Annotated in this window: 22 protein-coding genes; 10 read left to right on the top strand and 12 right to left on the bottom strand. The window is 67.9% G+C overall.

Annotated elements, in window-relative coordinates:
- Positions 1-29: 29 nt before the first annotated feature.
- Positions 30-761 carry a transglycosylase family protein gene (locus tag FB459_RS17985; RefSeq protein WP_281279504.1) on the bottom strand — a complete coding sequence of 244 codons (732 nt, stop codon included), beginning with the start codon at positions 759-761 and terminating at the stop codon, positions 30-32.
- Between the two features lie 152 nt (positions 762-913).
- On the opposite strand from FB459_RS17985, the gene FB459_RS00565 reads away from it, so the two are divergent.
- From FB459_RS00565 to FB459_RS00550, 4 genes are all read left to right on the top strand, one after another.
- On the top strand, positions 914-1,585 hold the full coding sequence (locus FB459_RS00565; RefSeq protein WP_141927076.1) for a response regulator transcription factor: 672 nt from the start codon (positions 914-916) through the stop codon (positions 1,583-1,585).
- A gap of 24 nt (positions 1,586-1,609) precedes the next feature.
- On the top strand, positions 1,610-2,020 hold the full coding sequence (locus tag FB459_RS17640; RefSeq protein WP_246092250.1) for a hypothetical protein: 411 nt from the start codon (positions 1,610-1,612) through the stop codon (positions 2,018-2,020).
- Position 2,021: 1 nt separating this feature from the next.
- Positions 2,022-3,608 carry an alpha/beta hydrolase fold domain-containing protein gene (locus tag FB459_RS00555; RefSeq protein WP_141927075.1) on the top strand — a complete coding sequence of 529 codons (1,587 nt, stop codon included), beginning with the start codon at positions 2,022-2,024 and terminating at the stop codon, positions 3,606-3,608.
- A gap of 86 nt (positions 3,609-3,694) precedes the next feature.
- Positions 3,695-3,985, top strand: a complete 291-nt coding sequence (locus FB459_RS00550; RefSeq protein WP_211345105.1) for a DUF2630 family protein — start codon at positions 3,695-3,697, stop codon at positions 3,983-3,985.
- 168 nt (positions 3,986-4,153) lie between these two features.
- On the opposite strand, the gene FB459_RS00545 is transcribed toward FB459_RS00550, so the two are convergent.
- From FB459_RS00545 to FB459_RS00520, 6 genes are all read right to left on the bottom strand, one after another.
- Positions 4,154-4,414 (bottom strand): hypothetical protein, encoded by a 261-nt coding sequence (locus FB459_RS00545; protein WP_141927074.1) that lies wholly within the window; start codon positions 4,412-4,414, stop codon positions 4,154-4,156.
- Between the two features lie 309 nt (positions 4,415-4,723).
- The gene (locus tag FB459_RS00540; protein WP_141927073.1) at positions 4,724-5,197 is read right to left on the bottom strand and encodes a hypothetical protein; all 474 of its coding nucleotides are present in this window, start codon (positions 5,195-5,197) and stop codon (positions 4,724-4,726) included.
- A gap of 175 nt (positions 5,198-5,372) precedes the next feature.
- Positions 5,373-6,503, bottom strand: coding sequence for an NAD(P)/FAD-dependent oxidoreductase (locus FB459_RS00535; protein ID WP_211345104.1), 1,131 nt, complete (start codon positions 6,501-6,503; stop codon positions 5,373-5,375).
- A gap of 141 nt (positions 6,504-6,644) precedes the next feature.
- Positions 6,645-6,947 (bottom strand): putative quinol monooxygenase, encoded by a 303-nt coding sequence (locus FB459_RS00530; RefSeq protein ID WP_075818624.1) that lies wholly within the window; start codon positions 6,945-6,947, stop codon positions 6,645-6,647.
- Positions 6,944-7,513: a type 1 glutamine amidotransferase domain-containing protein gene (locus FB459_RS00525; RefSeq protein WP_141927072.1), complete on the bottom strand. Its 570-nt coding sequence runs from the start codon at positions 7,511-7,513 to the stop codon at positions 6,944-6,946. The genes FB459_RS00530 and FB459_RS00525 overlap by 4 nt, the downstream gene beginning before the upstream one ends.
- 1 nt (position 7,514) lies before the next feature.
- Positions 7,515-8,681: a glutathione-independent formaldehyde dehydrogenase gene (locus FB459_RS00520; protein WP_129625458.1), complete on the bottom strand. Its 1,167-nt coding sequence runs from the start codon at positions 8,679-8,681 to the stop codon at positions 7,515-7,517.
- 328 nt (positions 8,682-9,009) lie between these two features.
- On the opposite strand from FB459_RS00520, the gene FB459_RS00515 reads away from it, so the two are divergent.
- Positions 9,010-10,659 (top strand): PucR family transcriptional regulator, encoded by a 1,650-nt coding sequence (locus FB459_RS00515; protein WP_141927071.1) that lies wholly within the window; start codon positions 9,010-9,012, stop codon positions 10,657-10,659.
- Between the two features lie 52 nt (positions 10,660-10,711).
- Here FB459_RS00515 and FB459_RS18295 read toward each other — a convergent pair whose 3' ends face one another.
- The 4 genes from FB459_RS18295 to FB459_RS00500 all read right to left on the bottom strand — a co-directional run bounded on the left by FB459_RS18295 (position 10,712) and on the right by FB459_RS00500 (position 13,854).
- Entirely contained in the window at positions 10,712-10,861 is a 150-nt protein-coding gene (locus FB459_RS18295) for a hypothetical protein (RefSeq protein WP_170221627.1), read from the bottom strand.
- Positions 10,861-11,433 carry a low temperature requirement protein A gene (locus FB459_RS00510; RefSeq protein ID WP_484456000.1) on the bottom strand — a complete coding sequence of 191 codons (573 nt, stop codon included), beginning with the start codon at positions 11,431-11,433 and terminating at the stop codon, positions 10,861-10,863. The genes FB459_RS18295 and FB459_RS00510 overlap by 1 nt, the downstream gene beginning before the upstream one ends.
- 63 nt (positions 11,434-11,496) lie before the next feature.
- Complete coding sequence (locus FB459_RS00505; RefSeq protein ID WP_141927070.1) at positions 11,497-12,756, bottom strand: fatty acid desaturase family protein; 1,260 nt, start codon at positions 12,754-12,756, stop codon at positions 11,497-11,499.
- Between the two features lie 42 nt (positions 12,757-12,798).
- The gene (locus FB459_RS00500; protein WP_141927069.1) at positions 12,799-13,854 is read right to left on the bottom strand and encodes a ferredoxin reductase; all 1,056 of its coding nucleotides are present in this window, start codon (positions 13,852-13,854) and stop codon (positions 12,799-12,801) included.
- Between the two features lie 126 nt (positions 13,855-13,980).
- Between FB459_RS00500 and FB459_RS00495 the strand changes: the two genes are divergently transcribed.
- The 4 genes from FB459_RS00495 (at position 13,981) to FB459_RS00480 (ending at position 17,183) form a co-directional block, all read left to right on the top strand.
- Entirely contained in the window at positions 13,981-15,165 is a 1,185-nt protein-coding gene (locus FB459_RS00495; RefSeq protein WP_141927068.1) for a PucR family transcriptional regulator, read from the top strand.
- A 267-nt stretch (positions 15,166-15,432) separates the two neighbouring features.
- A complete protein-coding gene (locus FB459_RS00490) occupies positions 15,433-15,807 on the top strand; it encodes a hypothetical protein (protein WP_141927067.1) in 375 nt (124 codons plus the stop codon).
- Positions 15,808-15,877: 70 nt separating this feature from the next.
- Entirely contained in the window at positions 15,878-16,546 is a 669-nt protein-coding gene (locus tag FB459_RS00485) for a histidine phosphatase family protein (RefSeq protein WP_141927066.1), read from the top strand.
- 49 nt (positions 16,547-16,595) lie between these two features.
- Positions 16,596-17,183 carry a hypothetical protein gene (locus FB459_RS00480; RefSeq protein ID WP_141927065.1) on the top strand — a complete coding sequence of 196 codons (588 nt, stop codon included), beginning with the start codon at positions 16,596-16,598 and terminating at the stop codon, positions 17,181-17,183.
- Positions 17,184-17,200: 17 nt separating this feature from the next.
- On the opposite strand, the gene FB459_RS00475 is transcribed toward FB459_RS00480, so the two are convergent.
- Positions 17,201-18,154, bottom strand: a complete 954-nt coding sequence (locus tag FB459_RS00475; RefSeq protein WP_141927064.1) for a hypothetical protein — start codon at positions 18,152-18,154, stop codon at positions 17,201-17,203.
- 106 nt (positions 18,155-18,260) lie between these two features.
- Here FB459_RS00475 and FB459_RS00470 point away from each other — a divergent pair, with 106 nt between their 5' ends.
- Positions 18,261-19,940 carry an FAD-binding dehydrogenase gene (locus FB459_RS00470; RefSeq protein ID WP_141929345.1) on the top strand — a complete coding sequence of 560 codons (1,680 nt, stop codon included), beginning with the start codon at positions 18,261-18,263 and terminating at the stop codon, positions 19,938-19,940.
- Positions 19,941-20,014 lie beyond the last annotated feature (74 nt).

Here is a 20,014-nt window from a genome sequence, read left to right as displayed (position 1 = left end):
CTGCCGTTTTCGGTCGCAGCGGAAGGGGGTCAGCGCGCTGCGAAGGAGTGTGCAGTGCTGCGCGCGCTCGCCGCGGAGGCCGATTTGCCGGCCGGCTTCGAGCCGCAGTCGCGCTTGCCGTCACCGTCGTGATCGGTCCGGTTTCCCTGCGCCGCAGCGGTGTTCACCTTCTTGGCGGTGAGCGGAGCCGGGCGTGAACTGCTGCGTGCCGGTGCGCCGTGCGTCCGGTCGGCGTCGCGAGTGGTAGACGGGGTGGATGAACCCGTCGACGTGGTGCCGGCCGTCGTCGTGCCCGTGCCCGCGCTCGTCGAGGTGCCGGTGGCCGACCCCGTCGAGCCGGTCGAGCCGGTCGAGCCGGTCGAGCCCGTCGAGCCCGTCGACGTGGTCGGCACCGCGCCGAGGGACGCCCAGCACGACTGCGACGCGGCCCACGGTGCGGTGCCCTGCGCGTTGTAGAGCTCGATCGCCGCGGCGTCCTGCACCGACGCGGGCGCCGACTTCGCCGTGGCGTAGCCGGCGCTTGCCGACAGCGACTGCCAGGTGCTGGTGAGGAACTGGTAGGCGCCCGACGCGGAGCTGCTGGGGTTCTGGGCCTGGTAGTTGTTGCCGCTCTCGCAGTAGCGGATCTTCGCGAGCACGTCGGGCACGGTGGCCGCCTGGGCGGGCGCTGCCGCTGCGGCGACGCCGAGCAGTGCGAGGCCGACGGTGCCGCCGATCGCGGCGCGGCGCCAGGTGGCGGTTCGCTTCGAAGCTTGCTTCATGGTGGGTGTCCTTGCTCTCGTAGGTTCTGGGGACATCGACGAGCGTGCACTTGGGCAGATGTCGCAACCGTGACGGCAAGCTGGTGACGCCGACACCGCGCGCCAACGAACCCCACAGTGACCGGACAGCGGATCTTTCTACCGTCGCGGCCATGGAACTGCTCATCCTGGACCTGTCCGGCTCCGTCGGGCCCCGCCTGCACGCGTCCCTCGAGGCACGCGGTTACCGGGTCGAGACCATCAGCGACCCGTCGATCGCCTTGTGGCGCAGCGAAATCGGCAACATCGACGCAGTAGTGATCTGCTGTGACCGTCCGGCCCTCGACGATCTGGCGACGATCGCCGAGATCGGCAGCGGCGCCGAACGCACCCCCGTGGTGATGCTCGCGGCGTCAGCCGACGACACCGATGTCGTACGCGTACTGGACGCCGGCGCGGACGACATCATGTGCTCCCCGGTGAGCTCCCGCGAGTTCGATGCCCGGCTCCGCGCGATCGCACGCCGGACCACACCGCAGCTCGGTCCGTCGATCGAGGTAGGCACTCTCCGGCTCGAACCACACGAGCGACGTGCGTGGCGCGACACTCACGAACTCGACCTCTCCCCGAGGGAGTTCGCTCTGCTTGAGGTGTTCATGCGGCACCCGGGACGACTGCTCACCCGTGAGTTCTTGCTCGACGGGGTGTGGGACGTCGCCTACCTCGGCCGATCCAACGTCGTCGACCAAGGCGTCAGCCATGTGCGCCGCAAGATCGACCGGCCGTTCGGACGCGACGACCTGCAGACCGTCCGCGGCGCCGGCTATCGCCTGCGCGCCGGTTGATCTCTCGCCGCAAAGTGGCGTAACTTGCGCAGCTGGTCGACACGCCGAAGGCCCCTGGCGCTGGGCTGGAACCCCAAGAGCCGCAGCCGATTCCGCCACGACCGGGACTTGCTGGCCGGGAACGCGCGGGCGGTGCTCACCGCCGCCCGCCGGGGCGACGCGGCCGCCGCTGTGGAGGCGCTCGGCGAGCACCGGCTGCTGTGCGCGCACCACGCCGGGCCGCAGGGCGTCCGCACCACAGACAGCCCGCTGCTGACGCGGGAGTTGTGCGACACTGGCGTCACCCGGGCCGAGGAGGAGGTGCGGGTCGTCGGGTCCGAGGAGGAGGTGCGGGTCGTCGGGTCCGAGGAGGTCGTGCGCCCGGCGGTGGCCCGTCGGGTCGTGCGGGCGAGCGGTCTCCGGCAACGGCTCGGTTCGACACCCCAGGGGGACTGACGTGGACCTCAGCGACCTGCGACCGCCCGTCGAGGACGGCCCCTGGCCCCCAATCACCCACTTCCCGCCGCTGGTCTACGGCCCGCTGCGGGGCGCGAGGTCGTGGACCGGCCTGACCCACGCGTCCGTCCCCGGCTACCGACCGCTGCAGCTGGACGTCCACGTGCCGGAGGGCCTCGCGTCGCCGCCCGTGGTGCTCTGGGTGCACGGCGGCGGCTGGGCAGAGGGCGACCGGCGCCACGTGCCGCTGCAGTGGGGTCAGCAGCGGATGTTCCAGGCGATCCTCGACGCCGGGATGGCCGTGGCGACCTGCGACTACCGGCTCAACGAGGAGGCGCGTCTGCCCGCCGCCGTCCACGACGTCGTCGCGGCCGTCCGTTATCTGCGCCGATATGCCGCTGAGTTGGGGGTGGACGGTGACCGCGTGGGACTCTGGGGAGACTCGGCGGGTGCGCACCTGGCGGCGGTGGCAGGCCTCGCAGGCAGTTCTCCCGAGCCGGACCCGTGGGTGCTGGGCGAGATCGGGGTCGTCGCCGACGGCGCCTACGCCTCGGGCGGTCCGGAGCGGACCGACGTGCGGGCCGTCGTGTGGTGGTACGGCCTCGCCGACCTGGCCCGGGAGCGTCAGCTCGCGGCGTGGCTGTGGCCCGAGGTGGAGGCGGACGCCCGGGCCGAGCTGGCGCGCCGGCTGTCGCCGGTCACCTACCTGCGCTCGGACTCCCCGCCGCTGTTGGCGATGATGGGCGACGCCGACACTGTCGCGCCGGTCACCCAGGCGCACGCCCTGGCCGAGGCCGCCGAGGCGGTGGGGGCCCGCTGCGAGCTGGTAATCTCCCCCGGCTCCGGGCACGTCTTCCACGGCGAACCGCTCGAAGCGTTCTGGGAGCGCGCGGTCGAGTTCCTGGCGCGGGAGCTCGGTGCGGTGCCGCTCGTCCCGGAGGAGTCCCCTGCCCCGGAGCAGTTCGTCCGCCGAAACCTGCGGGGTGCGAGGTTCCGCGACGTGGACCTGTCCGGCGCCGTCATGCGGGCGGTGGACGTCGACGGCCTCGAGATCGACGCCCCCTGGCTGCTCGAGGAGGACGGCCGCCTCGTCGTCAACGGGGTCGACGTGGCACCGCTCGTCGACACCGAGCTCGACCGCCGGTTCCCCGGGCGGGCTCTGCGGACGGCGGCGACCCCCGAAGGGCTCGGCGAGGCCTGGTCCGCGGTCGAGCAGGCCTGGTCGCGGGCCGTCGCGCGGGCGGAGGCCATGCCGGACGGGACGATCGACCGGTCCGTCGATGGCGAGTGGACGTTCGCCCAGACGCTGCGCCACCTGGCCCACGCCACCGACATGTGGCTGCGCACGGGGATGCAGCGCCTCGACGACCCCTTCCACCCGTGGGGGCTGCCCGACGGCGACCCGACTGACGGCATGGGTGACGGACCGACCTGGGAGCAGGTGCTGGAGGTGCGGGCTGACCGCCAGGCCCAGGTCCGACGGGCGATCGCCGCCACCACGACCGAGGAGCTCGCCGAGGAACGACCCAACCCGCACGCGCCCGAGCACCGCGAGACCGTGCTCTCCTGCTTCCGGACGATCCTCTAGGAGGAGTGGGAGCACCTGCGTTTCGCCACCCGCGACCTCGATCTGCTCGAGCAGGAGACGTCGGGTCGTCCGTGCCACGATGAGGCATGACCGACGACAGCATCCACGACCGGATCAGCGCCCTCGTCGCCCGCGAGCGTGAGCTCCGCGAGCAACTGGGCACGGACCTCGGGGCCCAGGCCCAGGCCGACCGCGAGGAGCTCCGGTCCGCCGAGGTCGAGCTCGACCGGGACCTGCTCCGCCAGCGCGACGCGCTGCGGGAGGCCAGCCGCAACCCGACGAGGCGCAGGAGCGCCCCGCCGACGTGGTGGAGAACTACCGCAACTAGCCCCCGACGACGCCGGTGCATGGCTTCGGCACGCAGACTCGCGATCTGACGCACCATCCCCATGCACCGGCGCCCGTGTCGGCGGACGCCTTTCAGTTCATACCTTGCGCCACAAGGTAAGGCACCCGCTGTCGTCGCCTGCTGGGGCGAAGGGGCCTGATCTCGGTGACCGGTCGGAGCCGAAGGAGAAGACGGCGCCGACCGGGCTGGTGGCGGGTCAGACGGCGCGCAGGGTGCCGTCCTTACCGACCCGGTAGGAGATCGATCTGCCATCGCTGCGTGGTAGGTCGGTGGGGGAGACGATCGATGCCTTCGATGCTGGCGAGACGACGGCGTAATCGGTCGCCTTCGCTCCGGCTGCCTCGGCCTGGGCGGCCGGCACGACCGACGCCCCGACGAGCGCGACGCAGGTCGCGGCAAGAACACCGCGCCCGACGCGCTTTGAGGTGGACAGTGAGTTGGTGGCTGCGGTGTTCATGAAGAAGAGACTGCCGACGGTGTCTATGCACTTCCTGTGCGAAGACTACGACTGCGCGATGCGCGTTTTCAGCGTCCTTGCGCGGCGTCCAAGTTCGCCGGGTTGATCTTCGGCGCCCGGACTGCCCGCGACCTTCGCCATCGGTGTGCGCGTGCCGGAACAGCGCTGCACCGGACGATCAGTCCGCGCTGCGCCGAGCCGTTGCGCTCGGCGCAGCCTGGACGATGTTCGCGCTTGTCGCCCCGGCCGCACGCACGTCGTTGTTGACGCTGTCAGGTCGAGCCTTGCGGGACGTCGAGCTCGGGGGAGTCAGCTCTCGACGAACGGGGTGACCTGTCGAACACCGCGGCCGACCGATTTGGCGCCCGCCTTGGTCGCCGAGGTCAGGCCTTGGGTGAGCAAGGTCAGGCCGGCACCGACGAGCCAGACGTCCTTCGCCACGCCGGTACCTTCCTGGGTCGGACGGACGCCGTCGGACTGGGTCATACCAGGGGTCTTGAGGTACATCCGAACCAGACTCGCGCCGAAGCCGGTCAGCGCCGCGCCGGCGACTACAGGGGAAACCATCGGAGCAAGAAGCAGCGCGCCGACTCCAATTTCGCTGTAGGACAACACCTTTGAGAACGTCTTCGGGTCCATCGAGTCGAAGACGCCGGGGTAGGCGGTCTTCGCGCCGTTGTGCAGAAACGCGGCCGTGCCCTCGTCGACTTTCAGCTTGCCGACCCCGGAGTTGAGGATGAAGGCGCCGGTGGTGACGCGCAGCGGCATCTGTGTCAGGTTCATGGACTACTCCTCCTGGTGGATGACTGGACAACAGAACACACTAGATCCCAGACGCTTGTCGATGGCGCTTCGGGCAGCGTGATCCGAGGCGCACGTCGACCATGGCCTGACAGGTGCCCACCGCGAAGTGCCCGGACGCCGGGAGGTGCTCGCCGCGTGCCGCGCCGCAGACCCGCTAATCCTGGGCTTCGCCGAGGCGCGCTTCGGGCGTGAGCTCGGCGCGGAGACCGCCGCCGGTCGCAGCCCGGGCAAGAGCGCGACCCAGCGCCGGTGCCTGCTTGAACAGATTGTGACCGGCCACAAAAAAGACAGAGCCTGCCTCCCACACGGCCACGCCGTCCTCACTCCACGGCAGGTCGGTCACCCAGCAGTGAAGGAAGTCGCGCGGCTCTGGGTGGAGACCGGGCAGCGCTCGTGTCACGTAGTCGCGTGCGCGTTCGTCCAGCGATCGAATCGCCGCCGGGTCGATGAAAGTTCCGTCGTCGCGGACGCCGACGGTGTCGCTGAGTCCGACCGAGTAGCTGCTGTTGCCCGGTAGCGGCGTCGCGTAGACGCCGACTTCGCCGAAGACGCCGCTGCTGTCCTGCAGGCACGCGACTCGTGCCGGGGCGGCGGCTTTCACCTCGAAGGTCAGCCGGACGTGTGCGGCAAGGCGAACCGGCAGCGACAGGCCGACGCTGCGCGCCAGGCGGGCGGTTTCGCGGCCGGCGCACACGACCGCCTTGGAGTAGACAGCCCGGTCGGTGACGCTGCGCACCTCGACCGTCCCGTCGGCGCGGGGATCGATGGAGATGACCTCACCAGTGGTGACCGCATCTGCAAGGGCACCCGTGAGTGCCGTGATCGCGGCGCGAGTGCGGATCGCGCCGCCCGACTCGTCAAGCACCGCCGGCCCCGAGTACCCAGCGAGCAGCGGCATCCGTTGGGCGACCTCGGCCGCGTCGATCTCGCGTGCTTGCACGCCGCCGACCTGGTCCAGCACCCGCAGCCGCGCCAGGGCGCTGTCTCCGATGGCCACGACACCGTCTGATGAGACCAGCTCGACGTCGAAGTGTTCGGCCCACTCATCCCATACGCCGCGGCTTTCGCGCGCGAAAGCGACGAGTCGCGGGTCGTCGTGGGCGTGCCGGAAGATCCGTGACTCGCCTGCGGACTGACCCGTCCCGGGCAGACCAGCCTCGTACAAGCGCACCGGCACGCCCTGCTCTCGCAGCGCGTACGCCGTCGACAGACCGACGATCCCGCCCCCGATCACTGCTACCTCGGGTGAACGCGTCGTGGCAACGCCGTCGTCAGTTCCTGTCATCGCGGTTCCTCGATCTGTTGGTGATGAGCGATTGGCCGCAAGAGAAGGGGCCGCTGCCACGACGTCAGCGGGCTGTGTAAGCCCGAAGCCATCGCGCGCAGCGACCCCTCCTCGCTGGGCCAGTACTCCCAGTTTTGGGTGTCAGGCGGGGAGTTTGGAGCCCAGTACGTCGAGCTTCTCGATCGTCGGTTCGGAGAACAATGTGCCGGTCTGCTCGCCGAGAGCTACCGCAACAGGGCCGGACAGGTGGGCGTCACGTCCGGCGTCATCGGGGAACACGTCGAAGATCCCGAACGAGGTCGGCCCGAGGCGGATCGCGAACCACGCAGTGGTCGCCTGCTCGTCCTCGACAAGCGCACGGCCGCTGTCAAGAAACTCCTTCACGTCGTCCTCCTTGCCGGGCAACGCGTCAAACCTGACCAGCAATCCCTTGGTCACACTCATGACTTCTCCTCTTCCTTTGTCGTGGTGCCCGCGAGTTGGGACACTATCGCCTCGGAGAACGCCGGCAGGTCCTCCGGCGAGCGGCTGGTGATGAGATTCTTGTCGATCACCACGTCCTGGTCGACGACGTCGGCGCCGGCGTTGCGCAGGTCGGTGCGAATGCTCGGGTACGACGTCAGGGTGCGACCGGCGGCCACGCCGGCCTCGATCAACGTCCACGGCCCGTGACAGATCGCCGCCACTGGCTTGCCGCTCTCGACGAAGTCGCGGACGAAGGAAACGGCGTCCTCGTCGACCCGGAGCTGGTCGGGGTTAACCGTGCCGCCGGGAAGCAGCAGGGCGTCGTAGTCGCCCACCGAGGCGTCGGCGACCAGCCCGTCGACGGTGAACGTGCCCGCTTCATCCAGGTCGTTCTTACGGGCCTTGATCTCGCCCTCGTGGATCGAGAGGACCTCGGTCTGAGCGCCCGCGCGGTCCAGTACTTCGCGGGGTTGCTCGAGCTCAACGCGCTCGACGCCGTCGGCGGCGAGGATCGCGACCCTCTTGCCCTGGAGATCTGCTGCCATATCAGTTTGCCTTCTTTCCGTTTGACATGCCGGGCTTGATGACGACCTTGGTCCAACCCTCGGACCTGGAGTCGAAGTTCCTGTAGGCGTCGGCAGCCTGGTCCAGCGAGATCTCGTGGGAGACGATCCAGGACGGCTTCGCCTTGTCAGCCGCGATGAGGTCTCGCAGCCGGCGGTTGTACCTCTTGACCGGGCACTGACCGTTGCCCATGGTCTGTCCCTTGAACCAGTGGGTGCCGAAGTCGATGGCCGCCTTGCCCTGCTTGGCCAATTCGCTCTTGGCCCCCGGGTCCTCGGGGACGAACACGCCGACGGTGCCGATCCCGCCGGTGAACCGGACCGAGTTGATGAGCATGTTCAAGGTGGCAGCCGGGTCTTCGTTGCCCTCAGGGTCGTGGGCCTGATAGCCGACACACTCGCAGCCACGGTCGGCTCCGAGCCCCATGGTCTCGTCCAGCACAGCCTGCACGGGGTCGACCTTGGAGTCGTCGATGGCGATCGCTCCGATCTGCTCGGCCAGCGCGAGCCGGTCGGGGTGGCGATCGACCACCATCACCTTCGCGGCGCCCTTGATCGTCGCGGACAGGGCGGCCATCAGTCCCACGGGGCCGGCCCCGGCGATCACGACGCTGTCGCCCGGGATCACGCCGGCCATCTCGGTGGCGTGGTAGCCGGTGGGGAAGATGTCGGAGAGCATGACGTAGTCGTTCTCCTTGTCCTGCGCGTCTTCACCCAGGCGCAGCGCGTTGTGGTCGCCGAAGGGCACCCGGAGCAGTTCTGCCTGCCCGCCGCCGTACGGGCCCATTTCGGCGAAGCCGTAGGCCGCACCGGCGGCCGACGGGTCAGGTTGCGTTGTCAGGCAGTAGTTCGTGAGCCCGCGCTCGCAGTTCTTGCAGAACCCGCACGAGATGTTGAAGGGCAGCACGACCCGGTCGCCCACCTTGATCTTCTCTACTCCCTTGCCGATCTCCACCACCTCTCCCATGTTTTCGTGGCCGAACGTCCGGCCCTTCTCGAAGGAGGTCCGCCCCTCGTACATGTGCAGGTCCGAGCCGCAGATGTTGGTGGTTGTGACCTTGACCAGCACATCGGTGGGCCGTTCGATCTCGGCGTCCGGAACGTCCGTGACCGCGACATCTTTGGGTCCCTGATAGACGACAGCCTTCATGGCGAATCTCCAATCGTTGTGTCGGTGACTCCGACCAGTCCACACTCGTCGCCGACCACCAAGAATTCATGGGCGCACCAGGCCAAAGTCCCGGGGCATGATTTGGTTCGAGTGCACAACTCCCCACCGTGGGTGCGCTGGGCAAGGGGTACGGTGAGCGCGACGCTGCCCCCGAGAGTTGACGAGGACCGATGAGCTCGCACGGATTCGGACTGGATCCCGGGATACATCCGTGCTGCATGTACCGAGGCGTCGTGGCTCAGCGCGACGACCTGTGGGGTCCCTACGGCACAGGGGGATCCCGGGCGGGCCGGCCAGGGATCAAGAGATGACCGTCTGCGAGCCCGCCACAACCGGAACCGTTGTGCCAACCGGCGAGCTGGATCTGCGGCGTGCCCTCACCGGCCTCGAGGGGCTGCTGGTGATGTCCATGGCGATGATGCAACGTCACGACGTGGACGAGGTCATCAACGTCCTGAAGCGTGAGGTCGAGTCGGTGACCGGCTGCCAGTTGGTTAACGTCACCTTCCAGCGGGACCGGGAGTGGATCACCCTGCCCCCCAGGGAGCCGACGAAGCCGGCGGAACCGAGCCCCTCAACCGGTGAACGGGTATTCGTGCAGGACAACGGCGACTCCTGGACGTCGACGACGGCTGTGGCGGTCTTGAACGGCGCCCCGGGCCAACTGGTCCTTCGCAGCTTCGCCCGGCCCGACCCCGAACAACTGTTCGTCATCGAACGGTTGGGCAATCTCCTCGGGACGGCGCTCGCGGACGCGCAGGTGCACGAGCGCCACCGCCGACGCGCCCACGAACTCGGTGCAGCCAATAACGAGATGGCGCGCACCGTCGCGGCGCTGCAGCACCGTGAGGGGGTGCTTGAGGAGTTCGCCCGACTATCCACGACCGGGACTGAGCTCGACGTGGCCACCTCACTCAGTCGGCTCACTGGCTCCGCTGTCGTGCTGCGGGACAGATTCGGGCACGAGACGACCCGGATCACGGTTGCCGGCCGGTACCAACCGGTCCTCGAGCGAACCTCGCTCGAGGAGGTCATCGGCGGACGCCCCGAACTCGGCACGATCGAACTGGAGGTGCCACCGGACAAAGACCGAGACGACGCATCATTCGCTCTGCGGTACGCGGGCGTCGCACTGGGGCTGCTGAGGGCTCAGGCCGCAGCGATGAATGAACTGGAGAACCGACTGAGTCGAGACCTCCTCGACGACCTTCTTGGAGGGCTCCCGGCCGACGTTGCCGTGGACCGGGCATCCGCTCAGGGCCACGACCTTGGCGTTCCGCACGACCTGATCGTGTGCGCATGGTCCTCCGAGCGGGGTCACCGCGGGCACGACCGCGACGTCGATCACCTCCGGATGGCCATGGCTCGTCAGCGACTGCCCTGCTTGGTCGTCCGGAACCGGGGACTGGTCGTCGCCCTCGCCCATCGAGGTGTCGACATGGGCCGCATGTTCAACGACTTGTCGCGCGCCTACGGCGACACCAACGGTGTGATCGCCAAGGGGGAGCCGGCCAACTCGCCGGAACAGATCCCACGTGCGTATGAACAAGCCCAACGAGCACTCAGGGCTCGTCAGCAGTCCCACAATCCGTATGGCTTCATCGCCTACGCCGACTTGGGAGTAGACCGGCTGCTCGCGCTCGACGGCAACGCTGAGGAAGTCGAGCGTCTCATCACGGACTGGCTCGGCGACCTATTGAGCTACGACCGTCGCCACGGCACCGAGCTCGTCCCCACGCTAGCGGCCTACCTTGACCACGGGGGCAAGTACGCCGACACGTCAACGACGCTCACCATCCACCGCAACACACTGCGCTACCGAATCAGCCGCATCACCGAGATCTCGGGCCACGACCTCAACGACGTCGAGACACAACTCAACCTCCACCTGGCGACACGCGCGTGGCGACTGCGCCGTGCCTCCGTCGGCGAGCCCCCGCGAAACGCCGTCCGGTGAGGTAGTCCCAAGCCGTAGTTGCGAGAGTCTGCGCGGCGATGGCACTGGACGATCAGGAGTCGCCGCCCGGGCCGATCGCCGGGTGGTGCCAGAGTTCCCAGCTGGTGTGCAGCAAGCAGACGAAGGTCAGCCCGGCGAGCGCCGCCAAAGCAGGCGCCACCACCGCGACCAGAATCAGCGAAGCAGCCCCCAATGCGGCCATCAGGCGACCTGTGGCGAGCTGGTGGTGGTCGCGCCATCGGTAGGCGACGTCGCCGACGTAGAACACCGCGACGCCACCGGCCAGGGCGAGGGCCGGCAACAGGGGGAGTGGTTCCCCCGGTGCCGCGACTGCTTCGTGCACCCCGAGAGCGAAGAACACCACCCGGCCACGAGCGGCAGATGAAGGTAGCTGTAGGAGTCGCGCGCGAGCCTTGACCGCTCCCGACCAGTGGTGCCGCGCAGCCGTCGTTCGGCACCGCCGCGCAGATAACCGAAGTAGGACCACCACAGACCGGCCGCGATCAGCACGGCGAGGAGGACGGCCGTCACAACCCTCGGGCGCGCAAGAGCGGCTTCGGCGCCGGCGCCTACCCCGACGATCGCCTCACCCAGCGCGATGATGATGATCAGCCCGTGCCGCTCCACGAAGTAGGCAGGTGTCACGCTCCAACCGGTGGTCCCGACCAGGACCGGTCCCGACAGATCCATCACCGCGGCCACGATCCACAGCAACTCTCGTTCTGGCGTGTCGAAGAACGCCGCGGCCACCAGCACTGCCGGGCCGGCGAGCAGGGTGGGTTCGCTCGGCGTGGCGGCTCGCAGTCTGTGCCCATGACACCCGGGCGATTCAGTCGCTCAGGCGGTCTTGGGGGTGGTGCGGCCCTTCCACGCGTCGCGCAGCACCTGCCACTTGCCGGGCTTGCCCGACTCGTGACGCTCCCAGAACTCGTCCGGCAGCGACAGCTTGGCGATCTTCTTCCAGGTCTGTGCGAGCTGGGTGCCGAGCGGGCCCGTCGTGTAGTGCAGGTTGTACCGGTCGCAGATCTCGCGCACCTTCGGCGCCACCTCGATGTAGCGGTTCGAGGGAAGGTCGGGGAACAGGTGGTGTTCGATCTGATGGCTCAGGTTGCCGGTGAGGATGTGGAACAGCGGGCTGCCCGACAGGTTCGCCGATCCGAGCATCTGGCGGATGTACCAGTCGCCGCGGGTCTCGCCGTCGAGCACGTCCTCGGTGAACACGTCGACCTCGTCGGGGAAGTGACCGCAGAAGATCACCGAGTGTGCCCACACGTTGCGCACCATGTTCCCGCCGATCATTCCGGCGAGCGACCACTTGCCGGAGCCGGTGAGAGTGGCGACCAGCGGGGTGGCGATGTAGTCCTTCAGCACCTGTCGAACGGCCTTGGCCTTCAGCGCCTCCAGATCCTTGTCGAACTGCTCACGTGACTTGGCACCGGTCTGCACCTGGTCCCATTCGAGGTCATAGGAGGCGATGCCCCACTCGAAGGTCGGCGCGAGGAAGGCGTTGACGATCGGGTTGAAGATGTCGCGCTTCTGCCACGGCTGCTCGTCGCTGATACGCAGGATGTTGTAGCCCACGTCGCGGTCCTTGCCCATCACGTTCGTGTACGTGTGGTGTAGGTCGTTGTGGGTGTGCTGCCATCCGCGGGCCGGGGCAACGAAGTCCCACTCCCAGGTGGTGGAGTGGATGTCGGGGTCGCGCATCCAGTCCCACTGCCCGTGCAGGACGTTGTGGCCGATCTCCATGTTCTCCAGGACCTTGCCCATGGAGACGCCGGCAATGCCGAGCAGGAACATCGGCTTGTGCTTGCCGAAGATCAGCGCCGTGCGTCCGGCGAGGTCGCAGGTGCGCGCGACCTTGATGACCTTGCGGATGTAGGCCGCATCGTCCGCGCCGCGCTCGGCAAGTACGGAAGCGCGGATCGCGTCGAGCTCACGTCCGAGTTCGTTGACCTGCTCGTCGGTGAGGTGCGCGGCCGCCTTCGGACGCGTGTGTGCACCGCCCTCGGTGGGCAGCACGCCGGTGCGCTTCTTCTGGGTGTCGTCGTAGATCGCGGTGCGACGTTCGATGACGGAGGCATTGGTGATCGTCATGAAATCTCCTGACTATCAAGGGGGTTCGTGAAGTGCAACGGTTCAGACTTCAAGATGGACGGGGCCGACAGCGGCCGTGATGCAGGTCTGGATGAGTTCGCCCTCGTCGGCGTGGATCTCGCCCGTGCGCAAGTCGCGCACCTGACCCGAGACGAGGGGAGTCAGGCAGGTGCGGCAGATGCCCATTCGACAACCGCTCGGCATGATGACGCCGGCTTCTTCGCCGACCTCGAGGATCGGGGTGGAGCCGTCGCAGACGGCTTCCTTGTCGGACTTGGCGAACGTGATCGTGCCACCGTCGGTGTCGGACGGTGCGAGCAGCGCCGGTGCGAATCGCTCCACCTGCAGGCCCTGCGGGAGTCCGGCGTTCGCCCAGAGCTTCTCGGTGTCGTCGAGCAACTCGGTGGGGCCGCACACGTAGGCCTTGCGCGAGCGCCAGTCGGGGCAGACGGTCTCGACCGCGGACGCGTTGCTGAAGTCGATACGTCCGTTGTTGCCGGTGAAGTGGATGACGACGGTCAGGCCGGCGTACTGCCGATCCATCGTACGCAGTTCGTCGATGAACAGTGCATCGTCCTCATTGCGGGCGGAGTGAATCAGGACGACGTCGGCGTCGGGGCGCCTCGGGATCAGGGTGCGCAGCATCGACATGACCGGAGTGATGCCGCTGCCCGCGGTGATCATCAGCAACGGGCGTGGGCCGGTCGGCAGGATGAACTCACCCTGCGGGGGAGCGAGGAACAGAACGTCGGCGGTCTTGGTGTGTTCGACCAGGTGGCGCGACACGCGTCCGATCGCGGTGACGGTGATCTCCGGGTCGTGCCCCTGGGCCGCGGACAGGGAATACGAGCGCCACTGGCGGACCCCGTTGATCTCGACCCCGACGCGGGCCCATTGCCCAGCCAAGTGCGGCTCCCAGCCACGTCCGGGCCGGAAGGAGATGGTCGCCGAGCGGGCGCCGTGTCGGCGGACTTCGGTGACGACACCGCGCAGCTGACGCGCGGAAGCGAGAGGATTGATGATCTGCAGGTAGTCCTCAGGGGATGCCGGCGACGTCCAGACGGACGCGGCACGATGAATCGCCTTCAGAACTCCCATACGTCCATTCTGATTGGCGCGGTCCGCGTAAACGGTGAGTCTGTATGTAGAATTTCGACCGATAAACTGTGCTCCGGTGATAATAATGGGACGGAACGGCACGTTTCTTCGTTCGGAGGCTCGCTCATGACCACACCAGTCACACCCGATCGGGTGAGTCGCCCCCAGCCGTGGGCTCAATTGCCGCCTGAGATCAGTGCCACGATCGGTCCCGTCGTCCCTGAATTGGTGGCGACGATCATCAGGAACATTCCCCGTGAGATCACCGAGTACGCGCGCCCGCTCGACGGCGAGTTCGGTGCGGCCGTGCGGCGTGGTGTCGAGACCGCGCTGCAGCGTCTGCTGATCGAACTGCCCGGCACGGATGAGCCGCCCTTCACTCCCGAGGGCCGTGCGATCTATCGGACGCTCGGCATCGGCGAGGCGCGCACCGGTCGTTCGCTGGAAGCCCTGCTGTCCGCCTACCGGCTCGGCGCCCGCCTCACGCTGCGCAGCGTGAGCGAAGCAGCGCTCGAGGCCGGACTCGACGCGCGCGTCCTGCTCAATGTCGGCGAAGCGATCTTCGTGTACTTCGACGAGATCTCGGCGGCGAGCGTCGAGGGCTTCGCCGAGGAACAGTCCCGGCAGATGGGGGAGCGGGACCGCGCCCGTGCAGCCCTGCTGAACTCGTTGCTGTCCACTCGCGTGGACGAGATCGAGGTGCGTCGGTTGGCGGCGCGTGCCGGTTGGGTGATCCCGGACCGCTTGATCGCGCTGGTTGTGCCGCTGGAGAACGCGGAGGGCCTGCGATTGCGCCTGGGTGATCGGGCGCTCGCGTCCGCTCGCGGGGGGCAAGCCGTCGCGATCGTGCCTGAGCCGAGCACGCCCACCGCTCACCGCGAACTCGAGTTGGCGCTCGCGGGACGCAGTGCCTGGCTCGGCCCGGGGCGCCCCTGGACAGCGGTGAACGAGTCGTTGCGCGCAACGATGCAGACACTCGGAGTTCCGTCGGTCGATGAACCGCGGTGGGTCGTCGACCACGTGGTCGAAGTGGTGCTCGCCTCGCAGCGTGAACTGGTGGCGGACCTGGCCGAGCGTCGACTTGCACCTCTCGACGAGGCCGGCGAGACGCAGCGCGAGCGTCTGTTGGAGACGTTGGAAGCCTGGCTGCGCTGGCGCGGCGAGCGCAAGAAGATCGCCGAGGAACTGCACGTGCACCCGCAGACGGTCGGTTATCGGCTCGGGCAACTGCGCGAACTGTTCGGCAACGCCCTGGAGGATCCGCAGTCCCGGTTCGAACTCGAACTGGTGCTGCGCGCTCGGCATTCCTGACCAAGAATTGACGATCAGGCGGTGACGGCTTGACCCGGACATCGCCACGCTTTGCATACGACAACCTTTACGGCCTCGTCCGCAGCAAGGCACCGAATGCGAGGGTGGTCGTCGCCGGATATCCGCGGCTGTTCAACGGTGAGGACTGCAACGCGCTCACCTGGTTCTCACCCCAGGAGCAGACGTCGCTCAATGCCGCCACCGACCAGCTCGACACGCTGCTGCTAACCAAGGCGGCGAACCGCCGGTTCAAGACGGTCGACGTCCGTGCAGCGTTCGACACCCACCGGGTGCGACGGCGTCGAGTGGGTGAACGGGTTGTCGAATCCGATCGAGGAGTCCTACCACCCGAACGTCGCGGGCAAGCAGGGTTACGCGGCGGCCCTGTCGCCGACTCTGGTCGGTTCTGCGATGCGTGTGACAGCCGCCGCCACAACTCAGCACAGCGGGAAGCTCGCCGCGCCGCAGATCGACCTGTTGTCGGCCGAGTCGGTAGCGGGCGCACGCAAGGTCGGGATCAGCATCGACGAACTGTGCCGGCTCGACCGCGAACTGCGCTCGGGTGACTCCACCAGGATGACGAACGCCGGCCGCCGGATCGGGCAGCTGGACGCCTACGCCACGGCGAAGCTGGGACGCTGACGCCGCCTGTTCTTCGTCTCAGCTCACGGAGGGTTCACCTCCCGGTCAGGTCCATGGTGAGAATGGACCCATGCGGCTGATCCTGATTCGGCACGGCGAGACGCCGGCCAACGTGCAAGGTTCGCTCGACACCACTCTTCCCGGCCCCGGTCTGACCGACCGTGGCGTCGAGCAGGCGGAAGCCATCCCGGCGGCGTTGCATGGGGAACAGATCGACGGGTTGTGGACCAGTCGCGCCCTGCGCACCAAGCAGACCATCGCACCGCTGGCCGAGCACCTGGGCATCGAGCCGCAGGCGCTCCCCGGCACGCACGAGATCCAGGCCGGCGAGCTGGAGAAGCGCACCGACCCCGACAGCATCCACGCCTACCTCAAGCTGCTGGGTGACTGGGCCGAAGGTGACCTCGACCAGCGGGTCCCCGGCGGCGAGACCGGTCACGAAGTGTTGGACCGCTATGACGACAGCGTCGCGCGCATCGAGGCATCCGGTGCGCGCACCGCCGTGATGGTCAGCCACGGGGCGGTGATCCGTTTCTGGACCTACCAGCGCGCCGACAACATCAAGGACACCGACCTCGCCGTAGAACCACTGCCCAACACCGGAATCGTCGTGCTGGAAGGTGATTCGGACGAGGGGTGGAGCGTCGTGTCCTGGCTCGGCACCGCGCTCGCCGGTACCGGCCCGGACGACCCAGACCCCTACGACGGTCCGACCGGGCACCCGTTCGACGAGGACTGACGGATTCGCTGATTTGGCGGGCGTGGGCGGCGCGTTGCATGGTGTTCGGATGAAGTACGCACGACGCGGCCGGGCGGCCGCCCCGATGGCCGTTCTCGTGGTCGGTGCTCTTGCCCTCGGCGGGTGCAACAGTGGTGACGACAACTCCTCGAGTTCATCCTCGAGATCTACGACGAGTTCGACGTCGAGTTCGTCCACCACCACCTCGGCCACCTCGACTCCCTCGAGTGCTGCGACGTCGTCCGCCCCGGCGAGTTCGTCATCGAGCGCTCCGACCTCCGCCGCTTCCTCGAGTCAGTCGTCCAAGCCGGCCGCCTCGCCGACGTTGGTCAAGTCGTGCATCAACGCGAACTCGCGGTCGAACAGTGCGGTCAACGATTGGAACGCCGCTGTTCGCTCCAAGGACAGCACGCAGCTCGACAACGCTGCGAAGGGCTTCCGCCAGACTGCGACCTACCTGCGCACGCTCACCAAGGCGCCGGGCGACAAGCAGTTCACCCCGTTGGTCTGGGCGGTCGCGAAGGACTTCGACGACCTGGCCACCGCGCGCGTCCGCCGACAGACCGTGTCGACCAAGAACTTCAACTCCGACGCCCAGAAGATGCGTACCTACTGCCTGAGCAAGATCAAGGTCTGACTGCGGCTCGTCGTCACTCAGCCGAGTGAGTCGAGCAGGTCCTCGGCGTCCTGGCGAGCCTTGGTGACCGCCGCCGCGTGTGATTTGGCAGCCGCCAGTGCCTCGCGCGCGGCGTCGACCGCCTCCTGCGTCCGGTGCTCCAGGTCTTTCAGTTGTTCGACGACGCGTTGTGCGTCTTCGGACGAAACCGGTTCCTTCTCAGCTGGTTTCGCCGGTTCTGTCGGCTTCTCTGCCTCCTCGTCGGGGGTCTCCTCGGGCCCGTCGGACAGCTCGGCGTCGTCGGGCGCTTCCTCGGTGGGCGCGTCCTGCGCGGGCTCCTCGTGTGTGGGTTCGTCCGCGGCCGGTGCCTCGTCCGGATGATCTTCGGGTTCGGCCGGTTCGTCGGACCTCACCGAGCGCAGCGGGCGTTCTGCGCGTGCGGCGTCCCGCTCGGCGATCTCGGCCAGCCGTGCCTGCTGCAGTTCGCGCAAGGGCACGGCGACCGCCTCGTCCACCTCGACATCGCCGAAACCGCTGTAGGACAAAGGGTTCACCAGGTTGCCGCTGCACACGGCGTCCTCCGCCTTCTGCGAGGCGAGCGCAGCGGTGAAGGTCTGCGTCAATTGATCCTTGGCCGAAGCGGTACCGGCCCCATGCGGTTCCGCGTCGGCGAGCAGTTGTGCAATGAGTTCGGATCGCTCGGCACCCAGCTTCTTCAGGGTGGCGGCGTCCATCCGCCCCTGTGCCTCGCGCATCCGCTCACCGAGTTCGCGCAGCGCAGGGATGTTCGGTGGATCCTCCTGCCGGGCAAGGTGATTGACCGCGTCCGCTGCCACCGAGGGGCGACGTAACCCACCGACGGTCTTCGCCACTTCCTTGTCGCCCGCCTTCCGGATCTGCGCCACCAACCGCTTGCGGGTCGCGATGAACTCGGCCGGGTCGCCGGAGTAGAGCTCATCGATCGCAGCGTGCAGGGTGGGCGCGTCGTCCATGCGCCCAATCTAGTTGGGCATCAGGACGATCGATCGGGACGAACGACTCCCGCGATCAGTCCTGGGCGACTAACTTCGTCATTACCCAACAGTAGGAGTTGTCGTGATGGACGCTGACGTCATCGTCGTGGGAGCCGGGCTCGCCGGTCTGGTGGCCACCGCAGAACTGGTCGCCGCGGGCCGCAAGGTGCTCGTGGTCGACCAGGAGAACGAAGCCAACCTCGGTGGTCAGGCCTGGTGGTCGTTCGGCGGCATCTTCCTGGTGGGTTCACCCGAACAGAAGCGGATGGGCGTCAAGGACTCCTTCGATCTTGCCTGGCAGGACTGGCAGGGCAGCGCGCAATGGGATCGCCTCGACGGTGAGCACGACGAAGACCACTGGGGCAAGCAATGGGGACGCGCGTACGTCGAGTTCGCGGCGTCGATCAAGCGCGAGTACCTCACCGGCAAAGGCGTGAAGTTCACACCGATGGTCGGTTGGGCCGAGCGGGGCGACGGCCGCGCGACCGGGCACGGCAACTCGGTGCCCCGGTTCCACGTGCCGTGGGGCACCGGCACGGGCATCGCGAAGCCGTTCATCGACCTGGCCCGTGAGGGAGCGCAGAAAGGCCTGGTGACCTTCGCCCACCGGCACCGTGTGGACGGCCTGGTCACCTCGGGCGGCGCCGTCACCGGCGTCCACGGACGCGTCCTCGCGCCCGACTCCTGTGAACGTGGTGTGTCGAGCAACCGGGACGAGATCGGCGACTTCGAGTTCACCGCGCAGGCGGTCGTGGTGGCGTCCGGCGGCATCGGCGGAAACCACGAACTCGTCCGCAAGTTCTGGCCGGAGCGCCTCGGCACGCCGCCCAAGCGCATGATCACCGGCGTCCCTGCACACGTCGACGGACGCATGATCGAGATCACCGCCGAGGCGGGCGGTCGCCTGGTCAACCGTGACCGCATGTGGCACTACGTCGAGGGCATCCACAACTGGGACCCGGTATGGCCGAACCACGCGATCCGCATCCTGTCCGCACCCTCGCCGATGTGGTTCGACGCGCTCGGGCGCCAGTTGCCCGCACCGTTCTTCCCCTCCTACGACACGCTCGGCACGCTGCGCTACCTGCGCACGACGTCCGGCATCGACCAGCACGACCACTCATGGTTCATCCTCACCACGACGATGATCGCCAAGGAGTTCGCTCTGTCGGGCTCGGAGCAGAACCGCGACCTCACCGACAGGGACGTGAAGGCGGTGTTGAAGTCGCGCGTGGCCAAGGGCACGCAGCGCGAGGTGCAGGCGTTCGTCGACAACGGCGAGGACTTCGTCACCGCCGACACCCTCCCCGAGCTCGTCGCGAAGATGAACGCGCTGACCGACGAACCGTTGCTCGACGTCGATGTCGTCACGGCCCAGGTCGAAGCACGTGACCGCGAGATCGGCAACAAGTACTCCAAGGACTTCTCCGTCAACGCCATCCACAACGCCCGCAGCTACCGCGGCGACAAGATCGGCCGCGTCACCGCTCCGCACCGAATGCTCGACCCCAAGCACGGTCCGTTGATCGGCGTGAAGTTGAGCGTCCTGACCCGCAAGACGCTCGGCGGCATCCAGACCGACCTCGAGTCGCGGGTGCTCGGCAGCGACGGCAACCCGATCGAAGGGTTGTACGCCGCCGGCGAAGCGGCCGGGTTCGGAGGAGGCGGCGTCCACGGGAAGAACGCGCTCGAGGGCACGTTCCTCGGTGGTTGCATCTTCTCCGGACGAGCGGCCGGCCTGTCACTCGCTCGTCGGGTGGGCTGAACCGGCGGTCGAGCAGTGGCAGGCTGTCACTGTGCGTGACTTCCTTCGTTCCGGACGGGCTTCCGCCGCGGAGC

Source organism: Yimella lutea (assembly GCF_006715095.1).
GTDB classification, from domain to species: Bacteria; Actinomycetota; Actinomycetes; order Actinomycetales; family Dermatophilaceae; genus Yimella; species Yimella lutea.
This window is presented reverse-complemented; position numbering and strand designations above follow the sequence as displayed.

What these genes read in the sequence shown, in the direction of transcription:
- FB459_RS17985 (WP_281279504.1), bottom strand. Translation starts at nt 761, where the DNA reads ATGAAGCAAGCTTCGAAGCGAACCGCCACCTGGCGCCGCGCCGCGATC.
- FB459_RS00565 (WP_141927076.1), top strand. Translation starts at nt 914, where the DNA reads ATGGAACTGCTCATCCTGGACCTGTCCGGCTCCGTCGGGCCCCGCCTG.
- FB459_RS00550 (WP_211345105.1), top strand. Translation starts at nt 3,695, where the DNA reads ATGACCGACGACAGCATCCACGACCGGATCAGCGCCCTCGTCGCCCGC.
- FB459_RS00545 (WP_141927074.1), bottom strand. Translation starts at nt 4,414, where the DNA reads ATGAACACCGCAGCCACCAACTCACTGTCCACCTCAAAGCGCGTCGGG.
- FB459_RS00540 (WP_141927073.1), bottom strand. Translation starts at nt 5,197, where the DNA reads ATGAACCTGACACAGATGCCGCTGCGCGTCACCACCGGCGCCTTCATC.
- FB459_RS00535 (WP_211345104.1), bottom strand. Translation starts at nt 6,503, where the DNA reads ATGACAGGAACTGACGACGGCGTTGCCACGACGCGTTCACCCGAGGTA.
- FB459_RS00530 (WP_075818624.1), bottom strand. Translation starts at nt 6,947, where the DNA reads ATGAGTGTGACCAAGGGATTGCTGGTCAGGTTTGACGCGTTGCCCGGC.
- FB459_RS00525 (WP_141927072.1), bottom strand. Translation starts at nt 7,513, where the DNA reads ATGGCAGCAGATCTCCAGGGCAAGAGGGTCGCGATCCTCGCCGCCGAC.
- FB459_RS00520 (WP_129625458.1), bottom strand. Translation starts at nt 8,681, where the DNA reads ATGAAGGCTGTCGTCTATCAGGGACCCAAAGATGTCGCGGTCACGGAC.
- FB459_RS00515 (WP_141927071.1), top strand. Translation starts at nt 9,010, where the DNA reads ATGACCGTCTGCGAGCCCGCCACAACCGGAACCGTTGTGCCAACCGGC.
- FB459_RS18295 (WP_170221627.1), bottom strand. Translation starts at nt 10,861, where the DNA reads ATGGCCGCATTGGGGGCTGCTTCGCTGATTCTGGTCGCGGTGGTGGCG.
- FB459_RS00505 (WP_141927070.1), bottom strand. Translation starts at nt 12,756, where the DNA reads ATGACGATCACCAATGCCTCCGTCATCGAACGTCGCACCGCGATCTAC.
- FB459_RS00500 (WP_141927069.1), bottom strand. Translation starts at nt 13,854, where the DNA reads ATGGGAGTTCTGAAGGCGATTCATCGTGCCGCGTCCGTCTGGACGTCG.
- FB459_RS00495 (WP_141927068.1), top strand. Translation starts at nt 13,981, where the DNA reads ATGACCACACCAGTCACACCCGATCGGGTGAGTCGCCCCCAGCCGTGG.
- FB459_RS00485 (WP_141927066.1), top strand. Translation starts at nt 15,878, where the DNA reads ATGCGGCTGATCCTGATTCGGCACGGCGAGACGCCGGCCAACGTGCAA.
- FB459_RS00480 (WP_141927065.1), top strand. Translation starts at nt 16,596, where the DNA reads ATGAAGTACGCACGACGCGGCCGGGCGGCCGCCCCGATGGCCGTTCTC.
- FB459_RS00475 (WP_141927064.1), bottom strand. Translation starts at nt 18,154, where the DNA reads ATGGACGACGCGCCCACCCTGCACGCTGCGATCGATGAGCTCTACTCC.
- FB459_RS00470 (WP_141929345.1), top strand. Translation starts at nt 18,261, where the DNA reads ATGGACGCTGACGTCATCGTCGTGGGAGCCGGGCTCGCCGGTCTGGTG.